Origin of the sequence: Labrys wisconsinensis (assembly GCF_030814995.1) — a bacterium.
GTDB classification, from domain to species: Bacteria; Pseudomonadota; Alphaproteobacteria; order Rhizobiales; family Labraceae; genus Labrys; species Labrys wisconsinensis.
In genome coordinates, this window is record NZ_JAUSVX010000002.1 from 558,495 (window position 1) to 580,637 (window position 22,143).

General features: G+C 69.3%; 15 protein-coding genes and 1 tRNA gene. 7 read left to right on the forward strand and 9 right to left on the reverse strand.

Annotated features, from left to right (window positions below; translation table 11 throughout):
• Positions 1 to 24: 24 nt before the first annotated feature.
• The 5 genes from QO011_RS09060 to QO011_RS09080 all read left to right on the forward strand — a co-directional run bounded on the left by QO011_RS09060 (position 25) and on the right by QO011_RS09080 (position 5,608).
• Positions 25 to 1,041, forward strand: a complete 1,017-nt coding sequence (locus tag QO011_RS09060) for a sugar ABC transporter substrate-binding protein (protein ID WP_307270520.1) — start codon at positions 25 to 27, stop codon at positions 1,039 to 1,041.
• A gap of 55 nt (positions 1,042 to 1,096) precedes the next feature.
• Complete coding sequence (locus tag QO011_RS09065; protein WP_307270522.1) at positions 1,097 to 2,626, forward strand: sugar ABC transporter ATP-binding protein; 1,530 nt, start codon at positions 1,097 to 1,099, stop codon at positions 2,624 to 2,626.
• Complete coding sequence (locus QO011_RS09070) at positions 2,616 to 3,653, forward strand: ABC transporter permease (protein ID WP_307270525.1); 1,038 nt, start codon at positions 2,616 to 2,618, stop codon at positions 3,651 to 3,653. Before QO011_RS09065 ends, QO011_RS09070 begins: the two co-directional genes overlap by 11 nt.
• Before the next feature lie 5 nt (positions 3,654 to 3,658).
• Complete coding sequence (locus tag QO011_RS09075; RefSeq protein WP_370881937.1) at positions 3,659 to 4,633, forward strand: ABC transporter permease; 975 nt, start codon at positions 3,659 to 3,661, stop codon at positions 4,631 to 4,633.
• Between the two features lie 330 nt (positions 4,634 to 4,963).
• Positions 4,964 to 5,608, forward strand: coding sequence for a hypothetical protein (locus QO011_RS09080; protein ID WP_307270532.1), 645 nt, complete (start codon positions 4,964 to 4,966; stop codon positions 5,606 to 5,608).
• On the opposite strand, the gene mfd is transcribed toward QO011_RS09080, so the two are convergent.
• Positions 5,598 to 9,137 carry a transcription-repair coupling factor gene (gene mfd, locus QO011_RS09085; RefSeq protein ID WP_307270533.1) on the reverse strand — a complete coding sequence of 1,180 codons (3,540 nt, stop codon included), beginning with the start codon at positions 9,135 to 9,137 and terminating at the stop codon, positions 5,598 to 5,600. The genes QO011_RS09080 and mfd overlap by 11 nt on opposite strands.
• Positions 9,134 to 9,430 carry an FAD assembly factor SdhE gene (locus QO011_RS09090; RefSeq protein ID WP_307270534.1) on the reverse strand — a complete coding sequence of 99 codons (297 nt, stop codon included), beginning with the start codon at positions 9,428 to 9,430 and terminating at the stop codon, positions 9,134 to 9,136. Before QO011_RS09090 ends, mfd begins: the two co-directional genes overlap by 4 nt.
• 137 nt (positions 9,431 to 9,567) lie before the next feature.
• Here QO011_RS09090 and recG point away from each other — a divergent pair, with 137 nt between their 5' ends.
• A complete protein-coding gene (gene recG / locus QO011_RS09095; RefSeq protein ID WP_307270536.1) occupies positions 9,568 to 11,667 on the forward strand; it encodes an ATP-dependent DNA helicase RecG in 2,100 nt (699 codons plus the stop codon).
• Positions 11,668 to 11,670: 3 nt separating this feature from the next.
• On the opposite strand, the gene QO011_RS09100 is transcribed toward recG, so the two are convergent.
• The 5 genes from QO011_RS09100 to QO011_RS09120 form a co-directional block, all read right to left on the reverse strand.
• The gene (locus tag QO011_RS09100) at positions 11,671 to 12,420 is read right to left on the reverse strand and encodes a DUF502 domain-containing protein (RefSeq protein WP_307270539.1); all 750 of its coding nucleotides are present in this window, start codon (positions 12,418 to 12,420) and stop codon (positions 11,671 to 11,673) included.
• A gap of 60 nt (positions 12,421 to 12,480) precedes the next feature.
• Positions 12,481 to 14,304: a glutamine--fructose-6-phosphate transaminase (isomerizing) gene (gene glmS, locus QO011_RS09105; RefSeq protein WP_307270541.1), complete on the reverse strand. Its 1,824-nt coding sequence runs from the start codon at positions 14,302 to 14,304 to the stop codon at positions 12,481 to 12,483.
• Between the two features lie 118 nt (positions 14,305 to 14,422).
• A complete protein-coding gene (locus QO011_RS09110) occupies positions 14,423 to 15,088 on the reverse strand; it encodes a PopZ family protein (RefSeq protein ID WP_370881928.1) in 666 nt (221 codons plus the stop codon).
• Positions 15,089 to 15,318: 230 nt separating this feature from the next.
• Complete coding sequence (locus QO011_RS09115; RefSeq protein WP_307270547.1) at positions 15,319 to 16,611, reverse strand: TolC family outer membrane protein; 1,293 nt, start codon at positions 16,609 to 16,611, stop codon at positions 15,319 to 15,321.
• Positions 16,612 to 16,851: 240 nt separating this feature from the next.
• Positions 16,852 to 17,508, reverse strand: coding sequence for a protein-L-isoaspartate O-methyltransferase family protein (locus QO011_RS09120; RefSeq protein ID WP_307270549.1), 657 nt, complete (start codon positions 17,506 to 17,508; stop codon positions 16,852 to 16,854).
• Between the two features lie 182 nt (positions 17,509 to 17,690).
• Here QO011_RS09120 and QO011_RS09125 point away from each other — a divergent pair.
• Positions 17,691 to 17,764, forward strand: a tRNA-Cys gene (locus QO011_RS09125).
• Between the two features lie 471 nt (positions 17,765 to 18,235).
• Here QO011_RS09125 and prfB read toward each other — a convergent pair.
• Both prfB and QO011_RS09135 read right to left on the reverse strand, forming a co-directional pair.
• Positions 18,236 to 19,367 (reverse strand): peptide chain release factor 2 gene (gene prfB, locus QO011_RS09130; RefSeq protein ID WP_307270552.1). Its coding sequence is split into 2 segments (ribosomal slippage): positions 18,236 to 19,297 and positions 19,299 to 19,367, totalling 1,131 coding nucleotides; the frame shifts between segments, so codons are not numbered across the junction.
• 101 nt (positions 19,368 to 19,468) lie between these two features.
• Positions 19,469 to 21,919: a penicillin-binding protein 1A gene (locus QO011_RS09135; protein WP_307270555.1), complete on the reverse strand. Its 2,451-nt coding sequence runs from the start codon at positions 21,917 to 21,919 to the stop codon at positions 19,469 to 19,471.
• Between the last annotated feature and the right edge of the window lie 224 nt (positions 21,920 to 22,143).

The following is a 22,143-nucleotide window of genomic DNA, read 5'->3' on the forward strand; positions in this document are numbered from 1 at the left end:
GCAATCGCCATCGAGGAGCCTGCCATGGCCGCTTCCGATCTCGCCCCCACCTTCGGCCGCCGCGGTCTCATCAAGGCCGGCCTCGTCGCCGGCGCCGCCCTTGCGCTCGGCAAGGCCGGCCTGGTCTCGGCCGCCCGCGCCGCCGACGACGTGCCCTCCCTTGCCGGCAAGCGCATCGCCATCAGCGCCACCGGCACGGACCATTACTGGGACCTCAAGGCCTATCAGGCCCAGATCGAGGAGGTGAAGCGCCTCGGCGGCGAGCCGATCGGGCTCGACGCCGGCCGCGACGACAAGAAGCTCGTCGCCCAGCTCCAGACCCTGATCGCCCAGCGCCCCGATGCGGTGATCCAGACACTGGGCACCCTCAGCGTCATCGACCCCTGGCTGAAGAAGATCAAGGATGCCGGCATCCCGGTGTTCACCGCCGACGTTCCCAGCACCAACAGCATCAACAACACCACCTCCGACAATTTCGGCATCGGCTCTAGCCTGGCGCTGCGACTGGTCGCCGACATCGGCGGCGAAGGCGACATCGTGGTGTTCAACGGCTTCTACGGCGTGCCCGTCTGCGCCATCCGCTATGACGAGCTCAGGCACGTCCTGAAATATTATCCGCGGGTGAAGATCGTCCAGCCGGAGCTGCGCGACGTCATTCCCAACACCGTGCAGGACGCCTTCGCCCAGGTGACCGCCGTGCTCGCCAAATATCCGGAGAAGGGCTCGATCAAGGCGATCTGGTCGGCCTGGGACGTGCCCCAGCTCGGCGCTACCCAGGCCCTGGTCGCCGCCGGCCGCACCGAGGTGCGCACCTATGGCGTCGACGGCAGCCCGGAGGTGCTGGACCTGGTCAAGGACCCGAAGTCGCCGGCCGCGGCGGTCGCGGCCCAGCAGCCGGCCCTGATCGGCAAGACCGCGGTGCAGACCGTGGCGCGCTATCTCGGCGGTCAGAAGACCCTGCCGCAGGAGACCTACATCGCCTCGATCCTCGCCACCAAGGACAATGCCGCCGAGGTCCAGAAGACCCTCGGCCAGGTGTGATCCTTTCGTCGGCCCGCCCCGTGCCGGCCGGTGCGGGGCCGTAGGGAACTCCTCGATGACGCAGTCTTCCCGAGCGCCGGCCCTGTCGCTGCGCGGCATCGTCAAGCGCTTCGACGGCGTCACGGCGCTCGCCGGCGCGACGCTCGACGTCGAGGCCGGAACCGTGCACGGCCTGGTCGGCCAGAACGGCGCCGGCAAGTCGACGCTGATCAGGATCCTGGCCGGGCTGCACCGCCCCGATGCCGGCACGGTGACGGTCCACGGCGCGGCGCAGGATGCCCTCACGCCCTATCGCGTCGAGCAGCTCGGCATCCATTTCATCCACCAGGACCGGCTCCTGGTCGGCAGCTTCACCGTGGGCGAGGCGCTGCTGCTCGGCCGCGAGATCGTGCGCCACCGCGTCGTGCCGCTGCTCGACCGCCGCGCCATGCAGCGGCGCGCCGCCGAGATCCTGCACGACTATTTCGGCCTCGCCTTGCCGCCGGACGTGCTGATCTCCGAGCTGACCACGGCGCAGAAGCAGATCGTGCAGATCACCCGGGCTCTGCTCGACAAGCCGTCCGTCCTGGTGTTCGACGAGCCGACGGCGGCGCTGGTCAGGCGCGAGGCCGACATCCTCTTCGCCCTGATCCGGCGCCTCAGGGCCGAGGGCGTCACCATCGTCTACATCTCCCATTATCTCGGCGAGATCGAGAGCCTGTGCGACCGGGTCACCGTGCTGCGCAACGGCGTCGACGTCGCCACGGTCGACCCGCGCGACACGCCGGCGGCCGCCATCGCCGCTCTGATGGTCGAGCGCGACATCGCCGACATGTTCCCCAAGCGCAGGGTCGCCCTGGGCGAGCCGGCGCTGGCCGTGCGGGGCCTCGGCCGCGCCGGGCGGTTCGACGACGTCTCCTTCATCGTGCGGCGCGGCGAGATCGTCGGCCTCACCGGCCTGCTCGGCTCCGGCGCCAAGGAGGTGATCCGGGCCCTGTTCGGGCTCGAGCGCAGCGATGCCGGCAGCATCCACGTCGCCGGACGGGAGCGCAGGCCCGGCTCGCCGGTCGAGGCGGTGCGGCACGGCACGGCGCTGGTGCCCGAGGACCGGCGCGGCCAGGGCGTGGCGCTGGGGCTCAGCGTGGCGGAGAACACCACGCTCGCCAGCCTCGACCGATTCAGCCGCTTCGGCTTCCTCAGCCGCCGGCGCGAACGGTCCGAGGTCGATCGGCTGATCGAGGCCCTGTCGGTGCGCACGCCGGGGCGCGAGGCGATCGTGCGCACGCTCAGCGGCGGCAACCAGCAGAAGGTGGTCCTGGCCAAATGGCTCAGCCGCCGCTCGGACATCTACATCCTCGACGAGCCCACGGTCGGCATCGACATCGGCTCCAAGGTCGAGATCTACACGCTGATCGGCGAGCTGGCGCAGCGCGGCGCCACCATCCTCATCCTGTCGACCGACCTGCCCGAGCTCGTCGGCATCACCGACCGGGTGCTGGTGATGTATCGCGGCCGGCTGATCCGCGATCTCGTCACCGCCGAGACCACGGCCGAGGCGCTGCTGGCGGAGGCCACGGGCTCCTGGGAGGCGCGTCATGTCGGCTAGCCTCGAAGTGGCTGCGGCGGGCGCGGGCCAGGCCGCCGCCGGCACGGCGCGCCGCGCCGCCATCGGGCGGCGGGCGGCCACGCTGCTGGTGCGCTCCGCCTCCTTCATCGCCTTCGCGGCCGTGCTCGCCGTCTTCGCCTGGCAGGCGCCCTTCTTCCTGTCGGTCGCCAATGTCGGCAACGTGCTCGGCCAGTCGGCGATCCTGGGCACGCTGGCCATCGGCCTCACCATCGTCGTCATCGGCGGCGGCTCGAACGTCGTCACCGGCGGCATCGACCTCTCCATCGCCGCCAACATGGGCCTCAGCGCCGCCGTCTACGCCTCGCTGATCCAGGCCGGCGCCGACGATGGCACGGCCGCCGCGGGCGCGCTGGCGACGGGGCTCGCCATCGGCCTCGTCAACGCCCTCTCCGTCACCCTGCTCGGCATCGTGCCATTGCTCGCCACCCTCGCCGTCATGAACGTGGTGGCGGGCCTGGAGCTGGTGCTGACGCAGAACACGGTGGTGCCCGCCGCGACCGATTTCCTGTCGGTCCTCTCCGGCTACGGCCCCTGGTCCGTCCCCGTCCTCGCCTTCGTCTTCGTCGGCATCGCCGCCGTGTTCTTCATCGGGGTGCAGCAGACCCGCATCGGCCTGCATCTCTACGCCGTCGGCGAGTTCCCCGAGGCGGCACGCGCCGCCGGGCTGCCGGTCCGGCGCCTGGTCGCCGGCTCCTACCTCGTCTGCGGCCTGACCGGCGGCATCGGCGGCATCCTGTCCGTCGCCTATCTCAGCGGCAGCACCACCGGGTCCGGCGAGATGCTGCTGTCGGTCGTGGTCACCGCCCTGCTCGGCGTGGTGTTCTCGCGGCGGCTGGTGCCGACCATCGGCGGCACGGTGCTGTCGGCCCTGTTCGTCGGATTCCTGATCAACGGCTTCCAGCTCCTCAACATTTCCAGCTACTGGGTGAGCGGCGTGCAGGGGGTGCTGATCCTCCTGGTGGTTGCCGCGACCTCGCTGCTGCGCCGCAACGGGAGCGCGCCATGACCGACCTGTCGCTGCAGCCGGCGGCCCCCCTCGCCCGGCTGCGGGGCCTCGTCCAGCGCTACGGGCTGGTGCTGGCGCTCGTCGCGGTCTTCGCCTTCTTCTCCGCGACGACGCCGACCTTCCTCGCACCCGCCAACCTCCTCAGCGTGCTGGTCAACAATTTCACGCTGCTCGCCATCGTCGCCATCGCCATGACGCTGGTGGTGGCGGCCGGCGGCATCGATCTTTCGGTCGGCACGGCGGTGGACGCGGCCAGCCTCGCCTTCGTGTCGCTGGTCCTCGCCGGCCAGCCGGTCTGGCTGGCGGCGCCGGCGGGCCTCGTCGCCGGCGCGGTCGTCGGCCTGTTCAATGCCTTTCTGATCGCGGGCCTGCGCATCGCTCCCTTCCTGGCGACGCTCGGCACGCTGTTCATCGGCCGCAGCGCCCAGCAATTGCTGACCGGCGGCGGCAACCCGATCTACCTGCCCTCCTCCGCCGTGCCGCCGTCCTTCGCCTTCATCGGCCACGGCCAGGTGCTGGGCGTGCCGCTGCCTCTCGGCGTCGTCGCCGTCCTGGCGGCTGCCGCCGTGCTGCTGCTCACCCGCACCCGCTATGGCCGTAGCCTCGTCGCCATCGGCGTGCAGCCCGGGGTCGCCTGGTATTCCGGCCTGCGCGTGGCGCGCCAGACCGGCCTGGTCTATGTCCTCGCGGCCCTGGTTGGGGCCGTGGCCGGGCTGATCCTGTCGGCGACGGTCAATGTCTACGTGCCCTATTCCGGCAATGCCTTCCTGCTCAACGCCATCGGCGCCACCTTCATCGGCACGACGCTCGATCGCGAGCGGCGTCCGAACGTGCCGGGCACGGTGCTCGGCGTGCTGCTGCTCAGCATCGTCGCCAACGGGCTCCTGCTGGTCGGCCTGAACTATTACTGGCAGCAGGTCGGCACCGGCCTCCTCATCTTCTTCGTCCTGGCGCTGAGCTTCGCCACCCGCAAGGCGTGAAAGATCATCGCCGTCCCGGCCACGCCGTGCCCACGTTCGAGGCACGCTCTGCCGAGGATGCGGTCATCGATGGACGGATCCGTGCCGCTGCGGGGCGTGCGGATGCCGACTTTATTTGGGAGGGTCGATAAAACTGCAGGTTGTTACCCCAGGAACAAGTGAAATTCCCCTGCGCGTGGCCTAACGTCCGCCGGTCCGCGCGGGGGGCTTTTATTTCTCATACAAATAAAAGTTGCAATTCCGCGGCGTGGCGCGCCGTTTGCATCGATGCTATGGAGGAACCCGGCACCGGGGGCCGACGTTAGCGAATACCAGCCACGGAGGCTTGATATGGTTGCTTCATCGCAAGATCGCTCGTCCCTGAAGACCTTGGCCGTTCTCAAGCGCGACGCCGAGCGCCGCGCCTGGCTGTCGCAATCCTTCGGCGCCAAGGTCTCCCCGGCCGACGATCTCGGCGATCTCGACCATGTCCTGGTGCGCTTCTCCACCCTGTCGCAGATCGCCTGCGGCGAGACCGAGAGCGGCCTCTCCAGCCGCGCCTTCTTCGGCGCCCATGTCCATGCCATCCTGCAGGAAGAGGCGGAGCTGTCGAACTTCGCCATCGGCTTCGTCCGGATCCGCAACGGCGGCCAGCTCGACGCCTCGGTGCTGCGGCCGATGGCGCAGATCATGCGCGAGGCCCTGCAGCCGCAGGACCATCTGGCCGAGGTCCGGCCCGCGATCTTCGGCGTGATCGCGCCTGCGACATCAGGCGCGTCCCTGCAGGAGCGGCTCGAGGAGGCGGCGCTCTCCATCGCCTCCACCACCTTCTTCGACAGCCGCGCCGGCCGCTCCAGCTTCTACGAGGCCGAGGTGGCGATGGGCCGCCTCGACGGCCGCCGCACGGTCGAGGACGTGTTCCGGGAGACCCGGCGCTGCGCAGTCTACGACCAGACGGCCCTGCAGGCGGCGCGCGCCGCCCAGCTCAGGTTCTGACCGGCGCCTTCTTCTTCGCCTCGGCGATCCGCACCAGGTTCTTCAGGATGACGGCCGTGCCCTTCAGCCGGTCGTCGGCATCCTCGAAATCGCGGCTGAAGACGATGCGCATGTCCGGCCGCACCTTGGCGAAGGAGCCCTGCTCGGCGATGTAGCGCACCAGCCCGTCCGGATTGGCGAAGGCGTTGTCGCGGAACGACAGCACCAGGCCCTTGGGGCCGGCGTCGACCTTTTCCACGTTCGCCCGCCGGCACAGCGCCTTGATCGACATCAGCTTCATCAACTGGTCGACCTCGCGCGGCCGCGGGCCGAACCGGTCGATCAGCTCGGCGCCGAATGCGTCGATATCGGCGTCGGTGTCCAGCGTCGACAGCCGCCGATAGAGCCCGAGCCGCAGCTGCAGGTCGGAGACATAGTCCTCCGGGATCATCACCGGCGTGCCGATGGTGATCTGCGGCGACCATTGCTCCTCGACCTCGGCCTCGATGCCGCCTTCCTTCAGCGCCGCCACCGCCTCCTCCAGCATCTGCTGGTAGAGCTCGTAGCCGACCTCCTTGATATGGCCGGACTGCTCGTCGCCGAGCAGGTTGCCGGCGCCGCGGATGTCGAGGTCGTGCGAGGCGAGCTGGAAGCCGGCGCCGAGCGTGTCGAGCGACTGCAGCACCTTGAGGCGCCGCTCGGCATTGGGCGTGATCGGCTTGGTGGCCGGCAGGGTGAACAGCGCATAGGCGCGTGTCTTCGAGCGCCCCACCCGCCCGCGCAGCTGGTAGAGCTGGGCCAGGCCGAACATGTCGGCGCGCCAGACGATCAACGTGTTGGCGGTGGGGATGTCGAGACCGGACTCGACGATGGTGGTGGAGAGCAGCACGTCGTACTTGCCCTCGTAGAACGCCGTCATCACGTCCTCGAGCTGGCCGGCCGCCATCTGGCCGTGGCCGACGCCGACCTTGGCCTCCGGCGCATACTGGTCGAGGAAGGCCTTGGCCTCGGCGATGTCCTCGATGCGCGGCACCACGAAGAAGCTCTGGCCGCCGCGATAGCGCTCGCGCAGCAGCGCCTCGCGCAGGATCACCGGGTCGAAGGGCGTGACGAAGGTGCGCACCGCCAGGCGATCGACCGGCGGCGTGGCGATGATCGAAAGCTCGCGCACGCCGGTCAGCGCCAGCTGCAGCGTGCGCGGGATCGGCGTCGCCGAGAGGGTCAGCACGTGGATCTCGGCGCGCAGCTGCTTCAGCCGCTCCTTGTGGGCGACGCCGAAATGCTGCTCTTCGTCGATGATCAGCAGCGCCAGGTCGCGGAAGCTGATCGACTTGGCCAGCAGCGCATGGGTGCCGACGACGATATCGATGTCGCCGGAGGTGAGGCCCGCCTTGGTCTTGCGCGCGTCCTCGGCCGAGACGAAGCGCGAGAGCTGCGCCACCTTGACCGGCAGGCCGTGGAAACGATCGGCGAAGGTCTTGTAGTGCTGGCGGGCGAGCAGCGTGGTCGGCACCACGACCGCGACCTGGCGGCCGGAGAGGGCGGCCGCGAAGGCGGCGCGCAGGGCCACCTCGGTCTTGCCGAAGCCGACATCGCCGCAGACCAGCCGGTCCATCGGCCGGCCGGCGCCGAGATCGTCCAGCACCGCGTCGATGGCGGTCTGCTGGTCCTCGGTCTCGTCATAGGGGAAGCGGGCGCAGAACTCGTCGTAGAGTCCTTGCGCCGGCACCAGCTTCGGTGCTTCGCGCAGGGCGCGCGCCGCCGCCACCTGGATCAGCTCGCCGGCCATCTCGCGGATGCGCTTGCGCATCCGGGCCTTGCGCTCCTGCCAGCCGCGGCCGCCGAGCTTGTCGAGCGGCGCCTCGGCATCCTCCGAGCCGTAGCGCGACAGGAGCTCGAGGTTCTCCACCGGCAGGAACAGCTTGTCGCCACCGGCGTAGTGGATCTCCAGGCAGGCATGCGGCGCGCCGGCTGCCGTCACCGTCTGCAGGCCGACGAAGCGGCCGATGCCGTGGTCGACATGGACGACGGCATCGCCCGGGGACAGCGTCGTCAGCTCGGTGAGGAAATCCTGGGCGCGCTTGCGCTTGGTCGGCCGGCGCACCAGCCGGTCGCCCAGGACGTCCTGCTCGGCGACCACGGCGATCTCGTCGGTCTCGAAGCCGGTCTCGAGCGGCAGCACCGCCAGCGCCGCCTCGCTCTTCGGCAGCGCCATGGCGCGGGCGAAGTCCGGCACCGGCTTCAGTTGCGTCAGACCGTGGTCGGCCAGCACCGCCCCGAGCCGCTCGCGCGAGCCGTCGGTCCAGCCGGCGACGATGACGCGCCGGCCTGCCGCCTGCCGCTCGCGCACGTGGCGCACCACCGCGTCGAAGACATTGCCCTCGTCCGCGGCGCGTTCGGCCGCGAAGGTGCGGCCCTGGCGGCCGCCGCAATCGACGATCACGCGGCCGGCCGTTTCCGGTGTCGCGAAGGGCGTGAAGCGGGCGAGCGGGGCTTCGTCGAGCCGTCGGCGCCATTCCTGCGGGCCGAGATAGAGCCTGTCGGGCGGGAGCGGCTTGTAGGGCACGGCCTCGCCGCTCTTGCCGATGCCCTCGTGCCGCGCGTCATAATAATCTTTGATCTGGGCGAGGCGCTCGCCGGCCGCGTCCTCGGCCAGGGCGTCCAGCGCCACCGGCACGCCGTCGAGATAGTCGAGCAGCGTGTCGAGCCGGCTGTGGAACAGCGGCAACCAGTGCTCGAAGCCGGGATAGCGCCGCCCTTCCGAGATCGCCTCGTAGAGCGGGTCGCCGCGCGTCTGGGCGCCGAACTCGCCGAGATAGGCCTGGCGGAAGCGCTTGATCGTCTCTGTGGTGAGCTGCACCTCGCTCATCGGCACCAGGTCGAGCACGCGCAGCTGCGCCGAGGTGCGCTGGGTCTCGGCGTCGAAGGCGCGGATCGATTCCAGCGTATCTCCGAAGAAATCGAGCCGGACCGGCTGGCCGAGGCCGGGGGGATAGAGGTCGAGGATGCCGCCGCGCACGGCGTATTCGCCGGTCTCGCGCACGGTCGAGGTTCTGATATAGCCGTTGTGCTCCAGCCAGAGCGCCAGCGCATCCATGTTGACGGCATTGCCCGGCGCCGCCGAGAGCGACTGCGAGGCGACGAGCTCGCGTGGCGGCAGGCGCTGCAGCGCGGCGTTGACCGTGGTCAGCACGATGCGCGGCGTGTCGCCGCCGCGGGTGGTGGCGAGGCGCGCCAGCGTCGTCATGCGCCGGGCGACGACGGCGGCGTTGGGCGAGACGCGATCATAGGGCTGGCAGTCCCAGGCCGGGACGCTCAGCACCTCGATCTCGGGCGCGAAGAAGCGCAGCGCCGCCTCCAGGGCCGCGGCACGGCCGCCGTCGCGGGCGATGTGCAGCAGGGCAGCGTGGCGCTCGCGCGTCCTCGGCGCCAGGGCCCGGGCGAGGTCGGCGAGAACCAGGGCGTCGAGCCCGTCCGGACAGGCGGCGAAGGTCGCCTGCCCGCCCTGGGCCAGATGGTCCGCGAGCTTGCGATGGTCGAGCGACGTCATGCGCGGGCGCGGCCTGGACGGGCGTGGAAGGCGCGCAGCTTGTGCATCAGGCCGGTGTCGTGGATATCGGGCGTCGCGGCGGTGCCGGTGATCCAGTCGTAGAGGTCGTGGTCCTCGGCCTCGATCAGCCGCTCGAAGGCCGCGACGTCCTCCTCGCCGAGGGTGCCGATCTCGGCGTCGCAGAACGGGCCCATCAACAGGTCCATCTCGCGCGTGCCGCGATGCCAGGCGCGGAACAGCAGCCGCCGCCGGCGCGGATCGAGATCGGAGGAGGAGCGGGTGGTTCCTGACATGCTGACGGTCCTGGACGGCGGCTGTATAGCGTGGCGAGTCCGGCTTGTCATGAATGTGCTCGCCATGGCGGGGTTGCATCGAAAGCGGAACCGCTCCGCGACTTGCCCCGACTGCTGCTTGCTCTTTCACTAGCGCCATGCGCCCGGCGATTCTCAACCCGCTCTTTGCCTCGGTCTCCACCCTCGCCGGCGTCGGTCCGGCGCGGGTCAAGACCTTCGCGCGGCTGCTCGGCGGCAGCGGCCCGGCCGGGCCGCGGGTGCTCGATCTGCTCGTCCACCTCCCGGTCAACGTGCTCGACCGCCGCCTGCGGCCGAAGCTCGCCGAGGCGCCGCTGGACACGCTGGTGACGGTGGAGGTGGCAGTCGACCGCTACCGGCCGGGCGGGCGGGCCGGAGCACCGCTGCGGGTCTATTGCCATGACGAGACCGGCGAGCTGACGCTGGTGTTCTTCTCGGCCCAGTCGGCCTGGATCGAACGCTCGCTGCCGCTCGGGGCGCGGCGCTGGGTCTCCGGAAGGATCGAGCTCTATGACGGCATGATGCAGATGGTGCATCCCGACCGCATCGTCGACGAGGCGGGCCTGGCCGCCCTGCCGGCGGTCGAGCCGATCTATCCGCTCACCGAAGGGCTCGGCGGGCGGGCCGTGCAGCGGGCGGTCCAGGACGCGCTCGCGAAGTTGCCGGTCCTGCCGGAATGGCAGGAGCCCGACTGGCTGCGGATGCGGGCCTGGCCTCCCTTCGGGGAGGCGCTCGCGACGCTGCACCGGCCCGAGGGCCCGGAGGCGACGGCACCCGACACGCCGGCCCGCATGCGCCTGGCCTATGACGAGCTGCTCGCCTCGCAGCTGGCGCTGGTGATGGTGCGGGCGCAGATGAAGCGGCTCGGCGGCCGCAGCACCGTAGGGGACGGGCGCATCGCCGGGAAGATCGAGGCCGCCCTGCCCTTCGCGCTGACGCGCAGCCAGGCCGCGGCGCTCACCGAGATCCGCGCCGACCTGGCGGCCGAGACGCGCATGCTGCGCCTGCTGCAGGGCGATGTCGGCTCCGGCAAGACGGTGGTGGCGCTGCTGGCCATGGCGACCGCCGTGGAGGCCGGCCGCCAGGCGGCGATCATGGCGCCGACCGAGATTCTCGCCCGCCAGCACCTCGCCACCATGGCGCCGCTCGCCGAGGCCGCCGGCCTGACGGTGGCGCTGCTGACGGGGCGCGAGAAGGGCCGCGAGCGCAGCCGCGTGCTCGACGGGCTGCGGGCCGGCACGATCGACATCCTGGCCGGCACCCACGCCCTGTTCCAGGACGGCGTCGATTTCCGCGACCTCGGCCTCGCCGTCGTCGACGAGCAGCACCGCTTCGGCGTGCACCAGCGCCTCGCCCTGGCGCGCAAGGGCGAGGCCGTGGACGTCCTGGTGATGACGGCGACGCCGATCCCGCGCACCCTGGTGCTCACCTATTTCGGCGACATGGACGCCTCCGCCCTCACCGAGAAGCCGGCCGGCCGCAAGCCGGTCGATACCCGCCTCATCTCGCTCGACCGGCTCGACGAGGTGGTGGCCGCCGTCGGCCGGATGCTGGCGACCGGGGCCCGGGTCTACTGGGTCTGCCCGCTGGTCAGCGAGTCCGAGGAGCTCGACCTCGCCGCGGCCGAGGACCGCCACCGCCATCTCGCCGGCGTGTTCGGCGACGCCGCCGATCTCCTGCACGGCCAGATGAAGGCGGCGGCGAAGGACGCGGCCATGGCGCGCTTCTCGGCCGGCGAGACCGGCCTGCTGGTTTCCACCACGGTGATCGAGGTCGGCGTCAACGTGCCGGAGGCGACGGTGATGGTCATCGAGCATGCCGAGCGCTTCGGCCTGTCGCAGCTGCACCAGCTGCGCGGGCGCATCGGCCGCGGCGCCGAGCGCTCCACCTGCCTGCTGCTCTACCGCGGGCCGCTGGGCGAGACGGCCAAGCGGCGGCTGGAGATCATGCGTGAGACCGAGGACGGCTTCCGCATCGCCGAGGAGGATCTGAAGCTGCGCGGCGAGGGCGACGTCCTCGGCACGCGCCAGTCGGGCCTGCCCGGCTTCCGCCTGGCCCGGCTGGAGGCGCATGGCGCCCTGCTGGCGGTCGCGCGCGACGATGCCAAGCTGATCCTCGGCCGCGATCCCGAGCTGACCGGCGGGCGCGGCGAGGCGCTGCGGACGCTGCTCTATCTCTTCGAGCGGGACGAGGCGGTGCGGCTCCTGCGCGCGGGATAGCCGTCAGGCCTTCTCGCGGTCGTCGGCCAAAGCCATCTCGCCGATCAGGCGGGTCTTGAAGGCGGGGGCTGGCTCGGCGAGCGATTCCGGCTGGATCAGGCCGGCCGAGATCACCAGCTTGGTGCCCTCCTCGATCGAGATCGGCAGCTCGATCACCTTGGCGCGCGGCAGCAGGAAGAAGAAGCCGGTGGTCGGGTTGGGGGCGCAGGGCATGAACACCGACACCCAGTCCTGGCCCGCCCCGCCCGGCAGCAGCCTCTCCACGGCCGGGCTCGGCTCGGCGGAGATGAACACCACCGACCAGGCGCCCTGCGGGAACTCCACCAGACCGACCTTGCGGAACGAGGTGCCGGACTGGGAAAAGACGGTGGTGAAGACCTGCTTGAGCGCCTTGTAGATGCCGCGCACCACCGGCATGCGGTCGAGCAGCGTCTCGCCGAAGCGCACCAGCGAACGCCCGACCAGGTTGGCGGTGAGGAATCCGACCAGGGTCAGGCCGATGATGGCCACGATCAGGCCGAAGCCGGGGATGCGGAACGGCAGATAGGTCTCGGGCAGATAGCGCGTCGGGATGAACGGCGTCACCCAACCGTCGACCCACTGGATGAAGCTCCAGGTGAGGTAGAGCGTGATCGCCACCGGCCCGGCAACGATCAGCCCGGTGAGGAAATAGCTGCGCAGGCTGCCGAAGCGGCTCACCCGCAGCGGCTGCGGGGACCCGAGAGGCGTCACGGTCTCAGCCTTTCTTGCCATGCACCATTTCTAGCACGGTGCATGGCGGTGTTGTCGAGGCGCACGCCGGTTTTTGCCAGACTATTCGACCGTGACGCTCTTGGCGAGGTTGCGCGGCTGGTCGACGTCCGTGCCCATCAGCACCGCGGTATGGTAGGCGAGGAGCTGGATCGGGATGGAATAGACGATCGGCGTCACCGTCGCCGGCATCTGCGGCATCACCAGGGTCTTGAGCGTCGGGATCGCTGCTGCTTCGGCCCCTTGCTCGTCCGTGATCAGGATGATGCGGCCTCCTCGCGCGGCCACCTCCTGCATGTTGGAGACCGTCTTCTCGAAGATGCGGTCGAAGGGGGCGATCACCACCACCGGCAAGGTCTCGTCGATCAGCGCGATCGGCCCGTGCTTGAGCTCGCCGGCAGCGTAGCCCTCGGCATGGATATAGCTGATCTCCTTGAGCTTCAGCGCCCCCTCCAGCGCCAGCGGGAAGCTGGTGCCGCGGCCGAGATAGAGCACGTCGGTGGCCTTGACGAGGTCCTTGGCCAGCGCCTCGATCTCGTGCTCCAGCCGCAGCGCCGTCGCCATCAGGCGGGGCGCCTCGATCAGGGCCTGGACCAGGCGGCCTTCATCCTCCGCCGAGAGGGCGCCGCGGGCCCGTCCCGCCCCGACCGCGAGGCTGGCCAGCGCCGCCAGCTGGCAGGTGAAGGCCTTGGTCGAGGCGACGCCGATCTCAGGCCCCGCCAGGGTCTGCACGATGACGTCGCTCTCGCGCGCAATGGTCGAAGTCGGCACGTTGACCACGGCGAGGGTGTGCTGGCCGTGCTCCTTGCAGTAGCGCAGCGCCGCCAGCGTGTCGGCGGTCTCGCCCGACTGCGACACGACGATGGCGAGGCCCCCCGGCTCGAGCGGCACTTCGCGGTAGCGGAACTCCGAGGCGACGTCGACCTCCACGGGGATGCGGGCGAAGCGCTCGAACCAGTACTTGGCGCACAGGGCGGCATAGGAGGCGGTGCCGCAGGCGGTGATGGTGAGGCGGGTCAAGGAACGCCAGTCGAAGGGCAGCTCCGGCAGGCGGATCGCGCCGCTCGCCATGTCGAGGAAAGAGGCGAGCGTATGCGACACCACTTCCGGCTGCTCGTGGATCTCCTTGGCCATGAAATGGCGGTGGTTGCCCTTGTCGATCAGCAAAGCCGAGACCGATGTCTTCTGGACCGCGCGCTGCACCGGCTGGTCGAGGCTGTCGAAGATCTCGGCGGAGTCGCGGGTGAGCAGGACGCTGTCGCCGTCCTCGAGATAGCAGACCGTGCTGGTGAAGGGCGCGAGGGCGATCGCGTCGGAACCGAGGAACATCTCGCCGTCGCCATAGCCGATGGCCAGCGGCGAGCCCAGGCGCGCACCGACGATCAGGTTCTCCTCGCCGTCGAAGAGGAAGCCGAGCGAGAAGGCCCCGCGCAGCCGCTTGAGGCTGGCCTGCACGGCTTCGATCGGCGACTTGCCGCCCTGCAGCTCGCGCGTGACCAGGTGCGCCACCACTTCGGTGTCGGTCTCGCTCTGGAAGCGCGCGCCGCCGGCTACCAGCTCCTCGCGCAGCTCGCGGAAATTCTCGATGATGCCGTTATGGACCACGGCCACCCGATCGGTGGCGTGGGGATGGGCGTTGGCCTCGCTCGGCTTGCCATGGGTGGCCCAGCGCGTGTGGCCGATGCCGATACGCCCTTCGAGCGGATCGCGGCCCAGCCGGGCCTCCAGATTGCGCAGCTTGCCTTCGGCCCGCCGCCGCGTCAGGCGGCCGGCTTCCAGGGTGGCGACGCCGGCCGAGTCATAGCCGCGATACTCCAGACGCTTGAGGGCCTCGACCAGCGGCATCGCCACCGCGCTGGTGCCCAGAATACCGACAATGCCACACATGCCCGTCTCCCAAACCAACGATTCTCTCGCCGATATCAGAACGGGCTTTAGATGCTCCTAATGTATGTCGGGAAATCAAAAAGCGTGACGCTTTGTGACGCGCGGCGCTGTCAGCCGGCTAACGGCCGCCGCGGGAGACACGCTCGATCTCGGCGCGGACCAGCCGCTCCACCAGGGTCGGCAGATTGTCGTCGAGCCAGCTCTTGAGCATCGGCCGCAGCATGTCCTGCACCAGATCGTCCAGGGTCCGGGCGTTCTGCGACAGGATGGTGTGCGTCAGCCTGCCGAAGGCGGAGGAGATGGCCGAATCCGTCGCCTCGGAGATGAGGCGCTCCTCGAGCGGCAGCATCGGCCGCGGCTGCGTGACGGCCGGCGGCTCGGCGGCCCGCGGCGGCGGCGCCACGGGAGCCGGCCTGGCTGTCGCCGAGGGCTTCGGCGGTTCCGGCTCGACGAAGGCAATGTCGTCCTCGGCGGGCGCCGCCATCTCCGGCGCGGCCATGGCTTCGGTCAGCTCGAGCACATCGGATGCCGCGGTGTGCGGCGCGCCGGCAGCCTCGGCCGCGTCGAAGCCCGCCAGCAGCGCGTCGATCTCGTCCTGTCCCTGCGGCTCCGACGGCGGTTCGGCCGGCTCCGGCGCCATCACCTTCATCGACACCGGCTTGGTGTTGACGGGCGATGTCGCGGCCTCGTCCGAGATGATCTTGCGGATCGAGGCCAGGATCTCCTCCATCGAAGGTTCCTGCACCTTCGCACGGGGATCGGATTTGAGAGGCAAGGACGACATGGCCTGCGAGTTCCCAGGCCGGCCGATGTGAGAATCACACCGCTATTCCACCGGACACCGCACGGAGTATGGCAAGGGGAAGGCCGAAAGCAAGGAAGCCGCGGGCGCCTTCGCGATGTCGGTGTGAATTGCGGCGCGGACCGGCGCCGCCCATGGCTCGGGCGCACGAGGCGCCGCCGGGCGCACCCGCGCCCGGCCTTTTCTCTGTCTACGGCGACGTCGCGGCCGCCTCAACGGCCGTCGGGCGTCTCGGTGCCGATCCACTTGTCGCGCACCTGGTCGTAGTGCACGGCCGGATCATAGGACGCGACCTTGAGGCTCAGCGTCTTGGCGCTGAGCTTGCCGACCGACGACAGCAGCGTGAAGGCGGCGACGACCCGGTCGCGCTGCGACGTGATCAGGGTGACGCGGGCGTTGAGCAGGGTCTGCTGCTGGTTGAGCACGTCGAGCGTGGTGCGCTGGCCGACCTTCGCTTCCTCGCGCACGCCGGAGAGGGCTACTTCCGCCGCCGCGACCTGGGCCTGGTTGGCCTGGATCTGCGCCGTGGAGGCGTCGAGATTGCCCCAGGCGGAGACGACGGCGGCCCGCACCTGCTCGCGGGCGATATCGGCCTGGATACGGGCCTGGCCGAGCGTCTCCTTGGCCTGTCGCACCTTGGAATAGTTCACGCCGCCCTCGTAGATCGGCACCGTCAGGGTCGCTCCGATCTGCGCGCTGGTGGTGTGCTGGGTGCCGATGCTCGGTTCCCACTGGTCCGAGACCGACGCCGTGGCGCTCACGGTCGGATAGAGCGCGCCCTCGGCGACCTTGACCTGAGCGGCCGCCGAGTCGACCGCGTGCAGGGCCGAGGTGATCGAAGGATGGATCTTCAGGCCGAGATCGATGGCGGCCTGCTGGCTCCTCGGCAGAAGCTTGTCGATCGAGCGGGCCGGACCGAGCCGCTTCGGCACCGAGCCGATGATCTGGCGATAGACCGCGGTGGAGGACTTGAGCTGGGCCTGGGCCGCCAACACCTGCGAACGGGCGCCGGCAAGGCTCGCCTTGGCCTGCTCGACGTCGGTGCGGGTGACCTCGCCGACGTTGAAACGGTCGTTGGTCTGCTTGAGCTGCTCATCCAGCACGTCGACGTTGTTCTGGTCCAGGTTGAGCAGCGCCGCGTCGCGCAGCACATTCATGTAGGCGGTCGCCGCGTCGAGCAGCACGTTCTGCTCGACGTTGCGAAGGGTCTCCCGCTGGCTCAGCACGCCCGCCTCGGCCGAACGCACCGAGTTCGCGGTCTGAAACCCGTTGAACAGGGTCTGGTTGACCTCGAGGCCGAGGCCACGCGGAAACAGGGTGCTGGCTTCGCGCCCGCTGGCGACGTCAGCAGTGGCCCTTTGAGCCGCGGCATTGGCAGTCGCCGAGAGCGTCGGCCGGTAGCCCGAGAGGGCCTGCGGCACGTTCTCGTCATAGGCCCGGGCCCCTGCACGCTGCGCGTTGAGCGTCGGATTCGACATATAGGCCTGCGCCAGGGCCCCATCCATGGTCTGCCCGCGCGCCGACGCAGTCACGCCCACGAGCGAAGCGCTCGCGAGCAATATCGCGATCATCCGATTGAGATTCATAACGCCGCCTGACCCGCAAACAGAAATCGGCGGTTGGCCCGCCCGATACTTTGACCAGAAAGCTAACCCCGAACTTGCCTCCGACCAACCCCGTCCGGCACCTGGCCGGGATAAATCGGCGGTTGAAGCAAAAATGAGACAGTCGGCCGCGGCCGGCTGTCAGAAGGCGAAAACCTCGGGACGCGCGAAGCCCGGCAGCGGCGGCAGCGCCGCGTCGAAGGCCTCGCGGCCGGAGACCTCGCGGCCCGCCTTGACATAGATCGTCGCCCGCGCCGAGCGCCCGGTGCCGACGACCGCGACCAGGCGTCCGTTCTGGGCGAGCTGGTCGAAGAGCGCGTCCGGCACAAGCTCCACCGAGCCCTCGAGGACGATGGCGTCATAGGGGCCGTCCTTGGCGTGGCCGGCCTCCAGCGGACCGATCGCGACCGTGACGTTCGCAAGGCCGGCGAGGCGGCCTTTGGCCTCCGCCGCCAGGGCGGCGTCGCTCTCCAGGGCGACCACGCGTCCGGCGATGCGGGCCAGGATGGCGCTGGAATAGCCGGTGCCCGTGCCGACATCGAGCACCGCATCGGCCGAGCCGATGCGGGCCGCCTGCAGCAGCCTCGCCAGCACGGCGGGCTCGATCGCAAAGCGTGGCAGCGGCGCGCCGCCGACGGGAATGTCCATGTCGAGATAGGCGATCGCCTGCTTGTCCGCCGGCAGGAAAGCTTCGCGCGGCGTCTCCAGGAAGGCTTCCAGCACCCGCGCGTCGGTCACGTCGCTGGCGCGAATCTGGCTGTCCACCATGGTGCGGCGGGCCTGTGCGGTATCGATCATGAAGGGCCTCGTGTGCGGCCGTCACGGCCTGGCCCGTTGTTTGCGACAAGGCCCCGAAAAAGGCAAGCAAGGCACGCGCCACCGGGCGGGCGACGGCGGGCCTGCCGGTTTTCACGAAAGCGTGTTGTCTCGCGCGACGGGGCTTGATATAGGCAGCGCTCGCCGGGTTGACCCGTGCGGAAGGCCACGTGGCGGAGTGGTTACGCAGAGGACTGCAAATCCTTGCACCCCGGTTCGATTCCGGGCGTGGCCTCCATATTCACTTCATTGAGTTTTCCGCCCTCGATGACTCCGAACGTCAGCCCCAAGGATCGGGGATGGCAAGCGAAGGCGCCCTGCCCTCCTCAAGCTTCCAGGAGGCCTGCGGAAGATTCCAAGCACCGGTGCAGGCCATAGACGTTGCCGATGATGCCGTGTGCCATTGCGATGGACAGGGCCGTGGCGACGTGAGATTGCTATCGCATGTTCTTCGCGACGATCTTACTTTGCGCGATCGGGCAGGTTTGCACGCCCGAGACGGCGACTGATCGCATCGTCATGCCGGATCAGTTTGTCAGTTCCGGCGATTGCTTCCTCCGGGCGCAAGCCTTCGTTGCGGCAACCGCGCTACCCCAGGGTATGACGGTCCGGGTTCTCTGCGGTCAGAAAGCACCACCCAAAGAACAATAGCCGAAGGCTCCGTGCCCGAAGGTGCCGGCCGCCCGCAGGCGGCCGGGCCACGGGCATCCTAATCTACGTCGTCGACCTTCTCGGGCCCGCCGCCATAGACGCGCTGCGCCAGCGCGGCCTGCATGAAGTCGTCGAGGTCGCCGTCGAGCACGTCGGAGGGGGTGCCCGAGGTCGTGCCGGTGCGCAGGTCCTTCACCAGCTGGTAGGGCTGCAGCACGTAGGAGCGGATCTGGTGGCCCCAGCCGATGTCGCTCTTGGAGGCATGCGTCGCCATAGCCGCTTCCTCGCGCCGCTTCAGCTCCGCCTCGTAGAGCCGGGCCTTGAGCATGCCCCAGGCCGTGGCACGGTTCTTGTGCTGCGAGCGGTCCTGCTGGCAGGCGACGACGATGCCGGACGGCAGGTGGGTGATGCGCACGGCCGAGTCGGTGCGGTTGACGTGCTGGCCGCCGGCGCCGGAGGCGCGGTAGGTGTCGATGCGGCAGTCCGACTCGTTGATCTCGATATTGATGGAGTCGTCGATCACCGGATAGACCCAGACGCTGGCGAAGGAGGTGTGCCGCCGGGCGTTGGAATCGAAGGGCGAGATGCGCACCAGGCGGTGGACGCCCGATTCCACCTTGGCCCAGCCATAGGCCTTCTCGCCCTTGACCAGGATGGTGGCGGACTTGATGCCGGCGGTTTCGCCGTCGGTATAGTCCATCAGCTCCACCTTGAAGCGATGGCGCTCGCCCCAGCGGGTGTACATGCGCAGGAGCATGTTGGCCCAGTCCTGGCTCTCGGTGCCGCCGGCGCCGGAATTGATCTCGATATAGGTGTCGTTGCTGTCCGCTTCGCCCGAGAACAGGGCTTCGAACCGGCGCTGCGTCACTTCCGTCTTCAGGCCTTCGAGCGCGGCCTGCGCCTCGTCGACGATGGAGGCGTCACCGTCCTCCTCGCCCATCTCGGCGAGCTCGAGCGTCTCGGCCAGATCCTTCTCGATCTTGACCAGCGCGGACAGCCGGTCGTCGAGATCGTTGCGCTCGCGCATGATCTTCTGCGCCCGCTCCGAATCGTTCCAGAGGTCGGGCTGCTCGGAAAGGTGGTTCAGCTCCTGCAGACGGGCATAGGAGGTATCCCAGTCAAAGATGCCTCCTCAGCAGTCCCGCGGACTGCTTGATGTCGTCGGCGAGCGACAGGATTTCGGCGCGCATGACAGAATCTTGAAGTTTGAGGAAACGAATGGAGGCTGGAGATAGAGTGCCGCGCCGGTTTGTTCAAACCCTATTCGCGGGTCGGGCGCCGGGCGGGCAGGTCAATAGAGCCCGCCGGTTCCGGTGGTCACGGCACGGTCGGCCTCGGGCGACACGCTGGCCGAGGCGCCGCCGCCGATGACGGAGTAGCTGTCGGGCGGCGCGGTGCCGGGCTTGAAGGCCTCCAGGATGGTGCCGGGCCCGTCGCCGCTGGCGCGCATGCCGCTCTTGCGGTCGATGCGGATCAGCTTGATGCCCGGCGGCACGCGGAACGGCACGGGCGGCACGTCGGCCAGCGCCAGCTTCATGAACTCGCCGAACACCGGCGCGGCGAGATGGCCGCCGGTGATGCCGTTGCCGAGGTGACGCGGCTTGTCGTAGCCGAAATAAAGGCCGCAGAGCATGTCGGGCGAATAGCCGACGAACCAGGCGTCCTTCTCGTCGTTGGTCGTGCCGGTCTTGCCGGCGATCGGCCGGTTGAGCGACTTCAGCACGGTGGCGGTGCCGCGCTGCACCACGCCCTCGAGCATGGAGGTGACCTGGTAGGCGGTCATCGGGTCGAGCACCTGCTCGCTGGTGTCGATCAGCTTGGGCTCGTCCTGGTTCGACCATTGCTCCGCGTCGCAGCCGTCGCAGATGCGCTCGTCGTGCTTGTAGATGGTGTGGCCCCAGCGGTCCTGGATGCGGTCGATCAGGGTGGGCTTGAGCTTGCGTCCGCCATTGGCCAGCATGCCGTAGGCCGTGGTCATGCGCAGCACCGTGGTCTCGCCGGCGCCGAGCGCCATGGAGAGATAGGGCGGCAGATCGTCATAGACGCCGAAGCGGCGGGCATATTCGGCGATCAGCGGCATGCCCATGTCCTGCGCCAGGCGCACGGTCATGACGTTGCGCGAATACTCGATGCCGAAGCGCAGGGTCTCCGGGCCGTAGAACTTGCCGCCATAGTTCTCCGGCCGCCAGGCGTCGCCGCCATTGCCCTGGTCGATCTCGATCGGCGCATCCATGACCACCGAGGACGGCGTGTAGCCATTGTCGAGCGCCGCCGCGTAGATGAACGGCTTGAAGGAGGAGCCGGGCTGGCGCATCGCCTGGGTGGCGCGGTTGAACTCGCTCTGGTCGAAGGAGAAGCCGCCGACCAACGCCAGGACGCGGCCGGTATGCGGATCCATCACCACCATGGCCCCGGATATCTCGGGGATCTGGCGCAGGCGATAGGTGTCGTCGCTCTTCGGCTCGACATAGACGACGTCGCCCGGGCTGAGCACCTGGCTGACCTTCGAGACGGCGCGGCCGCGCTGCGGCCCCTGCGCCGCCTTGGCCCATTTGACGCCGTCCAGGGTGATGGTGCCGGTCGGGCGCTCGCTCGACAGGCTGCCGAACTTGTCGAGCGGCGGCTGCAGGCCGATGCGGGCCTGGGCATCGCCGGATTCCAGCACCACGGCCAGGCGCCAGGGCTGGATGTCGCCGAGGCGCTTCTCCCCGGCGATCGCCTTGCCCCAGTCGTCGGAGAGGTCGACGGTCTTCACCGCGCCGCGATAGCCCTGGGCCTCGTCGTAGCGCACCATGCCGTTGACGAGCACCTGGCGCGCCTCCTGCTGGAGCTTGGGCTCCAGCGTGGTGCGCACGGAAAGGCCGCCCTCGTAGAGCTTCTTCTCGCCGTAGCGCTCGGCGATCTCGCGCCGCACCTCCTCGGTGAAATAGCTCGCCGCATAGGTGCGCGACGAGTCGAGCAGGCGCGGATCGACGTTGAGCGGCTCGGCCTTGGCCTTCTCGCCCTCCTCGCGGCTGACATAGCCGTTCTCGACCATCTGGCCGATCACCCAGTTGCGGCGGTCGAGCGCCGCCTGGCGCTGGCGGATGGGATGGTAGTTGTTGGGCCCCTTGGGCAGCGCGGCGAGATAGGCGGCCTCCGCCACAGTCAGCTCGTTGACGGACTTGCCGAAATAGTTGAGCGCCGAGGCCGCGATCCCGTAATTGCCCATGCCGAGATAGATCTCGTTGAGGTAGAGCTCGAGGATCTTGTCCTTGGAATAGGTCTGCTCGATGCGCAGCGCCAGCAGCGCTTCCTTGATCTTGCGGACATAGCTGGCGTCCGGGGTCAGGAGGAAGTTCTTGGCCACCTGCTGGGTGATGGTGGAGGCGCCCTGCGGCCGCTTGCCCGAGCCGCGGTTCTGGAAATTGGTGATGACGGCGCGCAGCACGCCCTCGGGGTCGACGCCGCTATGGGTGTAGAAATTCTTGTCCTCGGCCGAGATGAAGGCGTGGATCACCAGCGGAGGCACCACCTGGATCGGCAGGTAGAGGCGGCGCTGGTTGGCGTATTCGGCGAGCAGCGTGCCGTCGCCGGCATGCACGCGCGTCATCACGGGCGGCTCGTAGTCCTGCAGCTGCGAGTAGTCGGGCAGGTCGCGGGTGTTGGCCCAGACGACATAGCCGACGACCGTCGCGCCGACGAGCGCCAGAAGCGAGCCCGTCGAAAACAGGAATCCAAGGAATCGAACCAGAAATCGCATCAGGCCGCTTTCACCATGCCCGCCCGCCGACAGGCCCCGCCTGCGCCGCAGCAACCACCCCAGAGATTATCATACCGGGCGCCGCCCACCAATCCGCACGCGGCGGCCCGGACTGGACGGCCCCTGCCCGGCCGAGAGCCGGCAAAGGACCAAATCCTGCAGGCTTGCCAACCGTTTGGCAGAACCGCCGAGGATCGGATCTCCGCCAGCCCGCTCCGTTCGGC